General features: G+C 62.1%; 14 protein-coding genes. 9 read left to right on the forward strand and 5 right to left on the reverse strand.

Annotated features, from left to right (window positions below):
- Nucleotides 1–78: 78 nt before the first annotated feature.
- From FJW08_RS18190 to FJW08_RS18200, 3 genes are all read left to right on the forward strand, one after another.
- Nucleotides 79–1,053, forward strand: a complete 975-nt coding sequence (locus tag FJW08_RS18190) for an ABC transporter substrate-binding protein (protein ID WP_140811737.1) — start codon at nucleotides 79–81, stop codon at nucleotides 1,051–1,053.
- A 76-nt stretch (nucleotides 1,054–1,129) separates the two neighbouring features.
- Entirely contained in the window at nucleotides 1,130–2,203 is a 1,074-nt protein-coding gene (locus tag FJW08_RS18195; protein WP_140757629.1) for a glycine betaine/L-proline ABC transporter ATP-binding protein, read from the forward strand.
- Nucleotides 2,200–4,179: an ABC transporter permease subunit gene (locus FJW08_RS18200; protein WP_140811738.1), complete on the forward strand. Its 1,980-nt coding sequence runs from the start codon at nucleotides 2,200–2,202 to the stop codon at nucleotides 4,177–4,179. Before FJW08_RS18195 ends, FJW08_RS18200 begins: the two co-directional genes overlap by 4 nt.
- A gap of 19 nt (nucleotides 4,180–4,198) precedes the next feature.
- On the opposite strand, the gene FJW08_RS18205 is transcribed toward FJW08_RS18200, so the two are convergent.
- The gene (locus FJW08_RS18205) at nucleotides 4,199–5,557 is read right to left on the reverse strand and encodes an NAD(P)/FAD-dependent oxidoreductase (protein WP_140811739.1); all 1,359 of its coding nucleotides are present in this window, start codon (nucleotides 5,555–5,557) and stop codon (nucleotides 4,199–4,201) included.
- 260 nt (nucleotides 5,558–5,817) lie between these two features.
- On the opposite strand from FJW08_RS18205, the gene FJW08_RS18210 reads away from it, so the two are divergent.
- Nucleotides 5,818–6,534 carry an XRE family transcriptional regulator gene (locus FJW08_RS18210; RefSeq protein WP_140507935.1) on the forward strand — a complete coding sequence of 239 codons (717 nt, stop codon included), beginning with the start codon at nucleotides 5,818–5,820 and terminating at the stop codon, nucleotides 6,532–6,534.
- A 163-nt stretch (nucleotides 6,535–6,697) separates the two neighbouring features.
- On the opposite strand, the gene FJW08_RS18220 is transcribed toward FJW08_RS18210, so the two are convergent.
- From FJW08_RS18220 to FJW08_RS18235, 4 genes are read right to left on the reverse strand one after another with little or no spacing between them, the layout of a single operon-like run.
- Complete coding sequence (locus FJW08_RS18220) at nucleotides 6,698–7,738, reverse strand: DUF3445 domain-containing protein (RefSeq protein WP_140811741.1); 1,041 nt, start codon at nucleotides 7,736–7,738, stop codon at nucleotides 6,698–6,700.
- 9 nt (nucleotides 7,739–7,747) lie between these two features.
- Complete coding sequence (locus tag FJW08_RS18225) at nucleotides 7,748–8,713, reverse strand: PDR/VanB family oxidoreductase (RefSeq protein WP_140811742.1); 966 nt, start codon at nucleotides 8,711–8,713, stop codon at nucleotides 7,748–7,750.
- Nucleotides 8,710–9,306, reverse strand: a complete 597-nt coding sequence (locus tag FJW08_RS18230) for a dimethylamine monooxygenase subunit DmmA family protein (RefSeq protein WP_140811743.1) — start codon at nucleotides 9,304–9,306, stop codon at nucleotides 8,710–8,712. Before FJW08_RS18230 ends, FJW08_RS18225 begins: the two co-directional genes overlap by 4 nt.
- 41 nt (nucleotides 9,307–9,347) lie before the next feature.
- Entirely contained in the window at nucleotides 9,348–10,481 is a 1,134-nt protein-coding gene (locus FJW08_RS18235) for an aminomethyltransferase family protein (RefSeq protein WP_140811744.1), read from the reverse strand.
- Nucleotides 10,482–10,767: 286 nt separating this feature from the next.
- On the opposite strand from FJW08_RS18235, the gene FJW08_RS18240 reads away from it, so the two are divergent.
- Genes FJW08_RS18240 through FJW08_RS18260 form a run of 5 tightly spaced genes read left to right on the forward strand, consistent with a single transcriptional unit; the run spans nucleotide 10,768 to nucleotide 13,794 of the window.
- Nucleotides 10,768–11,055, forward strand: a complete 288-nt coding sequence (locus FJW08_RS18240) for a hypothetical protein (protein ID WP_140757636.1) — start codon at nucleotides 10,768–10,770, stop codon at nucleotides 11,053–11,055.
- 11 nt (nucleotides 11,056–11,066) lie between these two features.
- Nucleotides 11,067–11,444 carry a hypothetical protein gene (locus FJW08_RS18245; protein ID WP_023771056.1) on the forward strand — a complete coding sequence of 126 codons (378 nt, stop codon included), beginning with the start codon at nucleotides 11,067–11,069 and terminating at the stop codon, nucleotides 11,442–11,444.
- Between the two features lie 32 nt (nucleotides 11,445–11,476).
- Nucleotides 11,477–11,638, forward strand: a complete 162-nt coding sequence (locus tag FJW08_RS18250) for a hypothetical protein (RefSeq protein ID WP_027142261.1) — start codon at nucleotides 11,477–11,479, stop codon at nucleotides 11,636–11,638.
- Between the two features lie 14 nt (nucleotides 11,639–11,652).
- On the forward strand, nucleotides 11,653–13,059 hold the full coding sequence (locus FJW08_RS18255) for an APC family permease (protein ID WP_140507951.1): 1,407 nt from the start codon (nucleotides 11,653–11,655) through the stop codon (nucleotides 13,057–13,059).
- A gap of 45 nt (nucleotides 13,060–13,104) precedes the next feature.
- The gene (locus FJW08_RS18260; RefSeq protein WP_181182957.1) at nucleotides 13,105–13,794 is read left to right on the forward strand and encodes a hypothetical protein; all 690 of its coding nucleotides are present in this window, start codon (nucleotides 13,105–13,107) and stop codon (nucleotides 13,792–13,794) included.
- The last annotated feature ends 71 nt before the right edge of the window (nucleotides 13,795–13,865 follow it).

The raw sequence follows: 13,865 nt of genomic DNA on the forward strand, positions 1-13,865 counted from the left end.
AGCCTTTCCAACACAATCAAGAAAAGACGCAAGAAGGGAACGACCGATAACCGTCACAGCTTGAAGGAGAACCAAGCAATGCCACTTCGCAGTGTGATTTCGAAATTCTCAATGGGAGCTTTTGCATTTGCCGCGGCAAGTGTCCTGACGCCAACAGCGCAGGCAGCGGCACCGGAATCCAACGACCCGATCAAAATCGCGCTGTTCGACTGGACCAGCGTCAACCTCAACGCCAAGATTCTCGGCGGCATCCTGGAAAAGCTCGGCTACACCGTCGAATACCCGACCGCCGATTATCTCTCCAGCCTGACCACCGGCCTCACCAATGGCGACCTCGATGTCGGCCTGGAGTACTGGGACACCACGGCCGGCGAAGCCATGAAGGCCTCCGATGCCACCGGCCAGACCGAACGGCTCGGCAAGCTCGGCCCGAAGGCAAAGGAAGAGTGGTGGTTTCCCGAATATATGAAGGAAAAGTGCCCGACTTTGCCAGATTGGCATGCACTGCTCGACGCCACCTGCGCGGCATCGTTCTCGACCGCCGAGACGGCGCCGAAGGGGCGCTATCTCGGCGGCCCGGTGACCTGGGAAGGTTTTGACGACGAACGCGTCGCGGCGCTGAAACTGCCCTTCACGGTCATCCATGCCGGCACCGATGCCGCGATGTTCGCCGAACTCGATTCCGCCTATCAGCGCAAGGCGCCGATCATGCTGTGGATTTATTCGCCGCATTGGGCGCCCGCAAAATACAAGGGCGAATGGGTGCAATTCCCGGAATATACGCCCGAATGCTACAACGACCCGAAATGGGGCGTGAACCCGGACGCCAAATACGACTGCGGCAAGCCGCATGGCGAGATCTGGAAATACTCCTGGAACGGCATGAAGGACAAATGGCCGGTCGCCTACAAGGTGGCCAAGGCCTACACGGTCGATACCGATGAGTTGAACAAGATGAGCGGCGAGATCGACCTCGACGGCAAGACGCCGGAAGACGTCGCCGCCGCCTGGATCGCCGCCCACGACGCCGACTGGAAAGCCTGGGCGCAGTGATCGCTCCGACTGGAAAAGGGAGACCTGGCTGGTACCAGCTAGGTCTCAATTCCTAGTGTTCCAGAAGGACGACTGAATGACGGAAGCTATTGAACAGGCATCAAACGCGACGGGAAAGGATCCCCGCCCGATAAAACTTGCCTGCCATAATGTCTGGAAACTGTTTGGGGCGAACGCCGCCAACTTCATCCGCGAGCGCAACGGCAAGGCCAGCACGACCGACATAGCCGCGGCGGGGCTAGTCGGCGCGGTGCGCGCCGTCGATCTGGAGATCCGGCAGGGCGAGATTTTCATCATCATGGGTCTGTCGGGGTCCGGCAAGTCGACGCTGGTGCGCTGCATGTCGCGGCTGGTCGAACCGACACATGGCAAGGTCGAGTTCGAAGGCAAGGATCTGCTCAAGATTTCCGATGCCGCGCTGATAGAACTCAGGCGCCACCGCATGGGCATGGTGTTCCAGAACTTTGCCCTGCTGCCGCATCTCAACGTGCTCGACAACATCGCCTTCCCGCTCAGCATCCAGGGACAGGATCGTTCGACACGCGAGGCGCGCGCCCGCGAAGTCATCGAACTCGTCGGCCTGCGCGGGCGCGAGCATTTCTATCCGCGCGAATTGTCCGGCGGCCAGCAGCAGCGTGTCGGTATCGCCCGCAGCCTGGCGACGAAACCCGAGATCTGGTTTCTCGACGAGCCGTTCTCGGCGCTGGACCCATTGATCCGCCGCGAAATGCAGGACGAGCTGATGCGGCTGCAGACCATGCTGCACAAGACCATCGTCTTCATCACCCATGATTTCGACGAGGCTATCAGGCTCGCCGACCGCATCGCCATCATGAAGGACGGGGAAGTCATCCAGATCGGCACGCCGGAGGAACTCGTGGTCAATCCGGCGACCGACTATGTCGCCGAGTTCACCCGCGACGTCGACCGCGCCAAGGTGATTTCGGCGCGCAGCCTGATGCGTGCCTGCGACGGCGCCGAGCATGGCGGCACGGTGGCGCCGGAGGCCAAGATAGCGAGTTTCTCGGCCAGCATCGTCGCCGCAGGCAAGCCTTTCGCGGTGATCAACGGCACCGGCAAGCCGATCGGCGAAGTGACGCCGCAAGCGGTGATCGATCTGCTGGCCGGCATCGAGCGAGCCGGCGCATGACGGTAACGGCAAGCGCCAGCCAGGCAAGGCCGCCGATTCAGCGGTGGCTGGTGATCTGGGTGCTCGCGCTTGCCGCCGTGCTGGTGGTGTTCCTGCTGCAGGACAAACTGCCATGGGCCGTCAACTATCCAGTCGAGGCGGTCGTTCCTGTCGCCGACTGGGTCAGCGCGCTGATGGGCTGGATCAAGTCGAACCTGTCCTGGCTGACCCGCTCGATCACCGCGGTGCTCGGCGTGCCGCTCGACTTCGCGCTCAATCTCTTGGCCAAGAATTTCAAGTTCGGCCATGGCGCCGACGCTTCCGTGTTGCCGCGCTTGTCCTGGGTTGGCGTCTGCGCTGCGGCGTTCCTTGCCGGCTACGCGACCGGTGGCAGAAAACTCGGCATGCTGGTTGGCGGCTGCTTTCTCTACATCGCGCTGTTCGGCCAGTGGACCAGCGCCATGCTGACGCTGGCGCTGATCTCGATCGCCGTGCCGTTCTGCATCGTCACCGGGCTATTCCTCGGCATCTGGGCGTGGCGCAAGCCGTGGGCGGAGCGGTTCATCGTCTCCCCCGCCCTCGACCTGATGCAGACGATCCCGACCTTCGCCTATCTCATCCCGATGCTGCTGCTGTTCGGCAACAGCCCGGTCTCGGCGATGATCGCCACCGCCATCTTCGCCACGCCGCCGATGGTGCGGGCAACGATGCTCGGCCTGTCGCGGGTGCCGTCCGAGATCGACGACTTCAGCGAAATGGCCGGCTGCACGGCGCGGCAGAAATTGTGGCGCGTGCTGTTGCCGTCGGCGCGGCCGACGCTGATGGTCGGCGTCAACCAGGTTATCATGCTGGCGCTGAACATGGTGATCATCGCCTCGATGATCGGCGCTGGCGGGCTCGGCTACGACGTGCTGCTCGCCCTGCGCGCGCTGAAGGTTGGCGAGGCGATGGAGGCCGGTCTTGCCATCGTCGCGCTCGCCATCGCGCTCGACCGTCTGAGCCAGGCCATCGCCCACAAGCAGGCAACAGGAAATGTCCACCGGTCGGCGAGCCCGCGTTTCTGGCGGCGCTACCCCAGTCTGACGCTGGCCATCGCCATCCTTGTCGTCACGACGCTGCTCGGCCTGTTCGTGCCGGCCTTCGCGGCCGTGCCGAAGGCGATCACCTTCACCACCGCGCCACTGTGGAAAGCGGCTGTGAACTGGGTGACGATCAACTTCTTCGACATCATCGAGGCGTTTCGGGTGGCGTTGATCCTCAATGTGCTCAATCCGGTGCGCGCCTTTTGCGAGGGATTTCCGTGGCTGGGCGCGGTGTTCTTGCTCGGCCTTGCCGGCTACCAGCTGTCAGGTTTGCGGCTGGCCGCACTTGTCGCGGCACTCACCGCCTTCTGTGCCATCACAGGCCTTTGGGAAAAGACCATGGCGACGGTCTATCTCTGCGGTATCTCGGCCTTCATCGCCTGCCTGGTCGGCATTCCGATCGGGCTTGCGGCGGCGCGCAGCGACCGTTTCGAAAAGATCGTCACGCCCATCATCGACACGTTGCAGGTGCTGCCATCCTTCTGCTTCATCATTCCGGTGGTGATGCTGTTCCGTGTCGGCGATGTCACCGCGATGATCGCCACGGTCGCCTTCGCCGTGGTGCCGGCAATCCGCTACACCAATCACGGCATCCGGCAGGTGCCGCCGGCTCTGATCGAGGCGGCGAAGGTTTCGGGGTGCACGCCGCGCCAGACCTTTTTCCGGGTGCAGCTGCCGCTGGCGCTGCCGGAGATCATGCTGGGCGTGAACCAGACCATCCTGATGGCGCTGGCGATGATCATCATCTGCGCCATGGTCGGCACGCGCGATCTCGGCCAGGAAGTGTTCATCGCATTATCGAAGGCCGATTCCGGCCGCGGCATCGTCGCGGGCCTGGCCATCGCTTTCATCGGCATCGTCGCCGACCGGCTGTTCAATGCGTGGACGGCGAAGGCCCGGGCAAGGCTGGGATAGTCAGCAAGATGCGCCGCGGCTACTCCGCCGCGACGCCCTTCACCTCGAGATAACTCTCCATGGAGTCGTCCAGCGCCTGTAGCCAGGGCGTGTGGTGCAGCGGCGCCATGGTGCCGGTCATCAGCGAGCGGTAGGCGTGGTCGCGGAAGCTCATAATGTCTTCCGCCTTGTGATGCTCCCACTCCATGAAGGTCTGGTTGACCGCCTCGACGTCGAAGCCGGGATAATCGGTCTGGTCCATCAATTCCTTGGTGTAGTCGCCCTGGAACCGGATCATCTGCTCGGCGTCCTCAAGTGTTTCCTCGCGGGCGCGCCACTTCGCGCCGTGCGCCGCCATCGCCTCTGCCGAAGGCAGCTTGATGCGGCCCATGATGACGTCGCGCGCGAACCAGGCCTGCGCGTCGAACATGTTGAAGGTGTAGAACTGGTCCTGCATGCCGATGTAGGAAAGCTTCGGGTTCTTCTCCCAGACGACGCCCTCATAGAGGTCCAACGGCCACATGCGGTTGGCGGTCTTGAGCTTGAGATCGTCGGTGAGGAAGGGGAAGGAATGGAGATAGCCGGTGCACAGGATGATGGCATCGACATCCTTGGTGGTGCCGTCCTTGAAATGCGCCGTCTTGCCGACGACCTTCTGCAGCAGCGGCACTTCCTTCCAATTCTCAGGCCATTTGAAACCCATCGGCTTCGAGCGGTAGCTGGAGGTGATCGATTTGGCGCCGTATTTGTAGCATTGCGAACCGATGTCCTCGGCAGAATAGGAGCGGCCGATGATCAGGATGTCCTTGCCCTTGAACTCCATGGCGTCGCGGAAATCGTGGCTGTGCAGGATGCGGCCGTTGAAGGTCGAGAAGCCCTCGAAATAGGGCACGTCGGGCACCGAGAAGTGCCCCGAGGCGACGACGACATTGTCGAACTCTTCCGAATAGGTGACGTCATTGGTGCGGTCATGCGCGGTGACGGTGAATTTCTTCGTCTCGTCGGAGAAGGTGACCATGCGCACCGGGCTGTTGAAGCGCACCCATTTGCGCAGGCCCGATTTCTCGACGCGGCCCTTGATGTAATCCCACAGCACGGCGCGCGGCGGATAGGAGCCGATCGGACGGCCGAAATGCTCCTCGAAGGTATAGTCGGCGAATTCCAGGCATTCCTTCGGCCCGTTCGACCAGAGATAGCGGTACATCGAACCGTGCACGGGATCACCGTGCTCGTCGAGGCCGGTGCGCCAGGTGTAGTTCCACAGGCCGCCCCAATCGGACTGCTTTTCGAAGCAGACGATCTCGGGAATGTCGGCACCCTTGTCGGCCGCCGACTTGAAGGCCCTGAGCTGGGCCAGACCGGACGGTCCGGCTCCGATGACGGCAACGCGAGTTTTCATTTCCGGGCCTCCATTTTTTTGATTTCCCCAGCGAAACAAATTTCACTGGCAGTGACAGTAATTGGCCGCTTGGTGCTGTCAACAGACATCTGCGGGAACGGCGTTTACGCGCAGCGGATTCCTGGCGAAAAACCCACGGCGGCCGCGATGGCCGCACTGCCGCGTGCGACATAAGATGGCTTGCCGTTGCGGTTGCGCTCCGTATCGGCACCTGACATGTTCACCTTGAGTGAAATAAATCCTGACGATTGGGGGGCGACATGGCAAAGGCAATTTCGGATACCAAGGCTCCCGCGAGCGCAAAGGCAAAACCGTCGCCGAAGGTGTCGGCGGACGGCAGGACCATCCGCGCGCCGCTGACACAAAACCCGCACGCCATTCGCGACACCCGCGAAAAAGTGCTGGAGGTCGCGATCGGCCGCGAGGTGCGGGCCTTCCGCAAGAAGCTCGGCATCACCGTCGCGGATCTCGCGGTCGCCACCGACATTTCGCTGGGCATGCTGTCGAAGATCGAGAACGGCATCACCTCGCCGTCGCTCACCACCTTGCAGGCACTGTCGCGGGCGCTGGGCGTTCCCGTCACCGCCTTCTTTCGCCGCTTCGAGGAGGAGCGAAGTGCTGTCTTTGTCAAGGCCGGCCAAGGCCTCGATGTCGAGCGCCGCGGCACGCGCGCCGGCCACCAGTACAACCTGCTCGGCCATATCGGTTCCAACACCAGCGGCGTCGTCGTCGAACCCTATCTGATCACGCTGACCGAGGATTCGGACGTGTTCCCGACCTTCCAGCACGAGGGCATGGAGTTCCTCTACATGCTCGAGGGCGAGGTCGTTTACCGGCACGGCAGCAATCTCTACCCGATGAAGCCCGGCGACAGCCTGTTCTTCGACGCCGACGCGCCGCATGGGCCGGAGCAACTGACGAAACTGCCGATGCGCTATCTGTCGATTATTTGCTATCCGCAGAACAGTGCGGGTTAGGCGGGCCGCCGCAGCCCCCCTCACCCGGATTGCCAACCGAATTGCGAAGAGCAATTCGGGGCAATCCGACCTCTCCCCAAGGGGAGAGGAGTGCGCCGGCGCCAAGTCTCTTCTCCCCTCGGGGAGAAGGTGGCCCGAAGGGCCGGATGAGGGGGCCTTGCTTTCAATCCGGCCCAAATCCCGCTGATGTCGGGCTGCCGTCATCCAGCTTCGACAGCCATTCCACCAGCGTCGGCCGGTAACGCGTGAGCCCCTTATAATTGGCGAGTTCCTCGGGCAGGTCGCGGATCACGCGGTGCAGGCGCCGTGCCCATTTCGGCTGCGTCACCAGCTCGTCCATCTTGATCAGGTAACAGCGGATCGGGAAGACGATGCCGTTGGAACGCGGCAGCCGCCAGAAGCTTTGCAACTCGACCCGCAGATGCACCTTGTCGCCGACGTTTTCGGGCGTCACGGTCGTACGATCCGGTCCCCACTTGTGATAATTTTCGGGGCTGGTGTCGAGGCGCGGATTGATGGTCATCGTCCAGTTCAGCCGCCGCGCCGGTTTGCCCTGCTGGATATTGGTGAGGAATTTCAGCGCCCTGACGAAAATCCCCTTCTCGTGCGCCAGCGGCACCGGCGCGTGCCACTCGAAGAAATTCATGCCGATGTCGAAATCGAGCGACCAGTCGGCCTGGGTGGTGACCATGCCGGCATCCATCCACAGATTGCCGTCGCGCTGGTCGAGGATGCAGAAATCGCCCTGGCTCTGGCGGGTGATGTATTCCATCGGCCCGTAAGGCAGCGTCGAGGTGTCGGCGAAGGTGAAGGTGTCGTCGATGCCGAGCGGCCGGTTGATCCAGCGCCAGCGATCGCCGTCCCGCGTCAGCGTGAAATGCTCGGGATAGCCCAGCGCCTGCTGCTCCATCAAAAGTTCCAGCAGGTCCCAGCCGGCGAGCGTCATGTGCGGCAGCGACTGGCAGCGCAGCGGATCCTCGGCCAGCGCCATCGCGCGGTCCTGCATCTCGGCGACATAGTGCTCGTCGACGTCGATCAGGTTCTCCAGCACCGAGCCTTTCGGGCCGACGACATGCGGCTCTATGTTGACCGCATACATGTAGCTGTCTTCGTGGAACGGAAACGGGAACCGCCTGATGTGCTCAGGGCTGTTCCTGAAGGTGAAGTCGTCGCGGAACGTTTCCTTGCGAAAGGTGATGCCCAAGCTCGCCTCCTATCTTTCCAAGACCAACGATTTGCCCTCGAAGCGCGAGACGCACGGCATGATCTTCCTGCCGGAACGGTGGTCTTCCTCGCTCAGCCAATGGTCGTTGTGGATGAACTTGCCGTCACAAGAGATGACGTTGGTCTCGCACTGGCCGCAGACGCCGCCACGACAGAGATAAGGCGGATCGACGCCGGCCGCCTCGATGGCTTCGAGCAGGCTCTGCTGCTCGCCGACGCGGATGATCTTGCCGCTGACGGCAAGCGTCACGTCGAATGGCAAACCGGGCTGCGGCGCCGCGAAATGCTCGAAATGCACGGTCTCCGGCGGCCAGCCGAGCGCGGCGGCACGGTCGCGCACCCAGTTGATCATGCCGGCGGGGCCGCAGACATAGAGATGAGTGCCCAGCGGCTGCGAGGACAGCAGGCGGTCGAGCTCGATACGCTCCTCGCGGTCGTCATGATAGAGCCGGACGCGACGGCCGTAGCGTTCGCTCAGCACATCGGCATAGGTGCCGAGCGAAGCGGTGCGGCAGGTGTAATGCAGTTCGAAATTGCCGCCTTCGCCTGCCAGTTGCGCGGTCTGCGCCATGAAGGGCGTGATGCCGATGCCGCCGGCGAGCATCAGATGCTTTTTGGCGCGCAGGTCGAGCGAGAACAGATTGACGGGATAGCTCACCACCATCTCCAGCCCCGGCCGGACCTGATTGTGCATGAATAGCGAGCCGCCACGGCCGACATCGTCGCGGCGCACCGAGATGGTGTATTCGCGCGTGTCGAGCGGCGAGCCCATCAGCGAATAGGGATTGAGCCTTGTGCGCTCGCCATCGCGCATCTCGACCACGACATGGGCGCCGCCGGAAAAGGTCGGCAACAGCTCGCCGTCACGCCGGCGAAAATGGAAACGGGTGACCAGGTCGTTGACCGGGACGACATCGCTGACGACGACGTCGAGCTTGGTGGTACCAGTGCTCATCGGAAGATCTCCTCCATCGGAGGAATTTCGCTGCGGTCTTCGGCATTGATGCAGACGCCCTGGAACGCCGCGAGGCGTCGGGAATAGTGGTCACGCACCAGCAGAAGCAGGCCGCAATGCGAGCAGGTCGCCGGCTGCGTCGTCACATTCTCGGTGATGCCCTTGCAGTGGACACACTGCATGCGCCGCGCCAGCGAGCCGCGATGCTCGGTCTGCATGGAGGTGTGGTCGATGCCGGCTTCGAGCGCCACCTGCATGGCCTGGCCGATCAGCCCTTCGGTGCCGGCGAGATAGAGGCGCAGACCCATATGCGCGTTGGCCAGCGTCTGCTTCAGACGCGGCAGCAGACTGGCGAAGGACGGTGCGATGTGCAGTTGCGCCGGCTTCAACGCTTCGAGAGCGGCACCATATTTGCCTTCAGGACCGGCAATGAAGACGATTTCGGCGCCGTCGAAGAACCCGGCCGGAGCCCTGACGGCCATGTCCGTTATCGCGAGCGCGCCTTCCGCATCCGCCAGGAAAAGATGATGCTTGCCCGGCTGCGGAGACAGGGTCCCGTAAATAGGCCGGCTGATGATGGTCTTGGCTGCCATTCTGTCTTTGTGCCTCGAAACCCCTCGCTGTCGACTATGCCTCAGCCTTTCGCCGTGCGCTTGGTCTTCTTGGGATCGTCGAACGGCAAGGGCTGCGCCGTCGCCCTGATCGATCCGCTGTTGTTGCGAATCTCGAGCTTGGTGTCCTTCACCGCGCAGTCGACGTCGAGCCGGGCGATGCCCATCGATTTCTCGACCAGCGGCGAATACATGGCGCAGGTGACCACGCCGACCTTTTTGCCGTCGCGATAGACCGGAGCGCCCTCGTCCGCCGGTTCCTTGCCGTCGAGCAGGACGCCGTAGATCTTGAAGCGCTCCTTGCCTTTCAGGCGATAGTGCTCTTCGGCGCCGCGGAAACCGGTCTTGCCGGGGCTGACGGTGAAGTCGAGGCCGAGTTCCCATAGCGTGTCGCCGGGACCTTCATTCTCGAACGGGTATTTCTGCGAATTGTCATAGGGATAGAACAAGAGGTAGCTCTCGACGCGCAGCATATCGAGGGTGGTAAAGCGGCACGGAATGATGCCGGCGCTCTTGCCCTCGTCGAGGATCCTGTCCCAGATCGTGCCGGCATCCTGGCCGCGGCAGAAGATCTCGTAGCCGCGCTCGCCGGTATAGCCGGTGCGCGAGATCATGACGGGGAAGCCGAACAGCTGCGTCTGCATGTGGTGGAAGTAGTTGAGGTCGCGGATGCCGGGCACGTGCTTGGCCAGATAGTCGACCGCCGTCGGCCCCTGCAGCGACAAATCGTGCAGATTGTCGTCGAAGCGCAGCGACACGTCCCGGCCCATCGCCGCTCGCTGCAATTCCTCGTGGCCGGTGCCCGAGCCGTGCACCACCATCCAGGAATTCGGTCCAGTGCGGTAGAGGATGCAGTCGTCGGTGAATTTTCCTGCTTCGTTCAGCATGCAGGCATAGGCCGACTTGCCGGGATAGATTTTTTCGACGTCACGCGTTGTGGCGAGGTCGATGAGATGCGAGGCGTGCGGCCCTGTGATGTGCACCTTCTTCAGGCCGGAAACATCCATAAGCCCGGCCTTGGTGCGGATGGCGGTATATTCCTCATCGGCATCCTTGTCGTAGGTCCAGGCGGTGCCCATACCGCTCCAGTCTTCGAGTTTCGACCCCAGAGCGCGATGGCGATCCGCCAGGGTTGAAAATCTCCAGGATGCAGTCATCCGCTCGTCCTCCGTTCGAAAGTCCTGATGTTCCCTGCTCCTTTGCCCGAGGCCGGAGCTTGGATGGAATATTGACCGCAAACGCGGGAAGCCTGCAATCCCCTTCAAGCAAATAATTTCATTGTCAGGCAAAATTGTTCACTCGAAGCGAGCGGTTAACTCGGCGTAAATTCATCTTGACAAGTTCCGGATTCGAGCGGAACTTATGAAAAAAATTTCACTCTCTTGAAAGAGAGCGGCGAGCGGTGGATTCGGAACCGGGCGTCGGCAAAGAAGGGGAAAACCGATGTCAGACCTGCATCAGCGCATCGAGGCGCTGTACCGCTCCGACTTGCGCGGATCCGCGCTCCTGATCGTCTGCCTGTGGGCGACGATCCTCTTCGTCCTCTTCATGACATGGCCATACATTCCGCAGGGCGGCATCAAGGCCGTCGTCGCCATGGCCGCCGCCGCGGTGCTCATCTTCAACACGGCAGCCATCCTGGCGATGGTCAAACACTACAAGGAAGACAAGGAGTTCATCTACGGGCTCGACATCAAGAACGCCGACGCGTCCCGCAACCGCAAGTCCTGAGGGGAGAAACAATGTCCCGCTATACGCCGCCGGAACAGAGCAAGGCCGGGCAAGTCTTCGACATCGCCGTTGTCGTGGTCGCCATTTTCGTGGCGCTGTGGCTACCGCTGAAGCTTGGTCTTGCCGGTGCCGCGAAATCCATCGACGCGCTCGATGCCAAGACCTGGGAAGCGCTCGGGCAGAATCCGACCATGGCGTCGATCTGGGAAAAGCTCGGCTATACGCCGGAGACCGCGCACGACGTCATCCAGAACCGGTTTCACTACATCATCGACTGGCCGACGCTGATCATCATGGCGGCCGTGCTGATCGGTTATTTCGTGTTCCTGTTCCGGGCATCCGACCGCGAATATCGCGATGTCATCAACGAAAAGTTCGACGACAAATAAAGTCTGGCGACGAAGAATTTGGGGACACGATCATGTGGGTGGCACTCTCTTACGCATGCTGGGGCATCTCGATCGTGCTCGCGCTGTGGATGCTCTACGACTGGTTCAAGGTCGATACGAACTACTCCGAGGACGTTCTGACCTCGTCGCGTGAAGGCGAGCTCGAAGCTGTTTCCGAAAAACACCGGATCTGAGTGGGGATTGATCGATGACGGTCGCGCTTGAAAACACCACCACCACTACAATTCACGGCGACCGTGTATCGCTGCTTCGGGTGCTTGGCCCGGCCCATGTCTGGGCGCTCGGTGTCGGCATCGTTCTGGTCGGCGAGTTCACCGGCTGGAATTTCTCGGCCGACAAGGGCGGCGCGCTGGCGGCCCTGATCGTGTGCTGGGTCGTCGGGCTGCTCTACACCTCCGTGGCCATGATCGATTCCGAGGTGACGTCGACGGTGGCCGCCGCCGGCGGCCAGTATGCGCAGGCCAAGCACATCGTCGGCCCGCTGATGGCCTTCAACGTCGCGCTGTTCCTGGTCTTTGCCTATACGATGCTGGAAGTGTCCGACGCCATCCTGCTCGGCGACACCATCGTCGCCAAGGCGGGAGTTGAAGGGCTGACCCACAATTCCTTTATCGCCGCCACCATCGTGGTCCTGGCTTGGCTCAACTATCGCGGCGTGCTGATGACGCTCAACGTCAACTTCGTCATCACGGCCATCGCCTATGTCTCGATCGTCGTCCTGTTCTTCTCGGTCAGCCCGTGGACGCAGGGCGCGGTGCTGAAGCTCAACGAACTGGTCACTCCAGGCAACGCGCTGCCCTATGGCTGGATCGGCGTCATCGCCGCCTTCCAGTTCGGCATCTGGTATTATCTCGGCATCGAAGGCACCACGCAGGCGGCCGAAGAAGTGCGCTCGCCGGCCCGCTCGCTGCCCTACGGCACCATGGCCGGCATGATCACGCTTCTGATCGCCGCCGCCATGACCTGGTATGTCTGCGCCTCGCTGATGCCCTGGGAATATCTCGGCATCACCTATTATCCGCTGTGGGATGCCGGCAAGCTGACCGGAAGCCCGCTGCTCGAGAACCTTCTGTTCATAGCGACGCTGCTCGCCGCGCTTGCCTCCGCCAATGGCTGCATCAACGACGCGGCGCGCGCCTGGTTCTCGCTCGGCCGCGACCGCTATCTGCCGAGCTGGTTTTCGGCGGTGCATCCGAAATATCGCACGCCCTACCGCTCGATCCTGTTCCTGCTGCCGATCGCGCTGGCTTTCGCCTTCATCGCCGATCTCAACCAGGCGATCACCTTCTCGATCCTGTCGGGCGTGCTGCAATACACTTTCATGAGCATCAACATCATGATGTTCAGGAAGAAGTGGCCGCTGGGCTCGATCCGCCGCGGCTACACGCACCCCTTCCATCCGCTGCCGGCAATCGTCCTGTTCTGCTTGTGCGTGGTGACCTTCTTCGCCATCTTCCTCGGCTTCGGCTCGCAGTTGATCGCCATGGTCGCCTTCTATTTCCTGATCTCGCTGTGGTTCCATTTCTACCGCTACAAATTCGTGCGGCGCGGCGACCAGTTCACCATGCCGTGGCCGAAACCGCAGGGCTATTGATGGGAGTAGGCCCGCCCAGGATCTGGACGGGCCTTGCACGATAAAATGTCCGAAGTGACATCAGCACTGCTTGCCGGGGCAATCGTCCTGGCTCTCGCCCTTCATTTTGTGTGGCTGGCACGCCGCAGCCGCGACAGGGCCTCGGCAGCGCTCGCCGCCGACGAGGCCAGCATTCGCACTGTCGTCGCGGACGCGGCCGATGTCTCTGACGGCACCGCCGGCGTCATCACCTGGGAAGGATCGTGGAACAGCCAACGCGTGCAGGTGCGCACCATCGTCGACACGCTGGCGACGCGGAAACTGCCGGCGCGCTGGCTTAGTGTTTCGATCACCGAGAAGGTCGCGGTGTCAGCCATTTTCGACATGATGATGCGGCCGGGCTCGCCGACGACGTTCTCGAATTTCGATCATCTGGACCATACGCTGCCGAAAGCTCCGGGATTTCCAGCCGAGGCGGTGCTGCGGACGGACCGCCGAGGCACGCGCTTCCCCCAAGGCATCATCGCCGGTCATCTCGAAGCCTTTGGGGATGGCCGCGCCAAGGAACTGCTGATCACGCCAAACGGAGTGCGCATCGTGTGGCTGCTAGCCGAGGCCGAGCGGGCACGTTACGGTGTCTTCCGGCAAGCCGCGTTCGGTGACACGCGGATCGATGCGACGCTGATCGAGCGGCTGCTCATCTCTCTCTCGAAGCTGCGCGACGCCATCAACCGAAGCGAACGGCAGGCCGCATGAGACTTCCTGTGTCAACCTGTTGTGAGCAAGAAGCTAGCGGCGGGGTGTTTGTTGGGGTCGTAGGATGTGCC

The organism is Mesorhizobium sp. B3-2-1, from assembly GCF_006439515.1.
GTDB lineage: Bacteria > Pseudomonadota > Alphaproteobacteria > Rhizobiales > Rhizobiaceae > Mesorhizobium.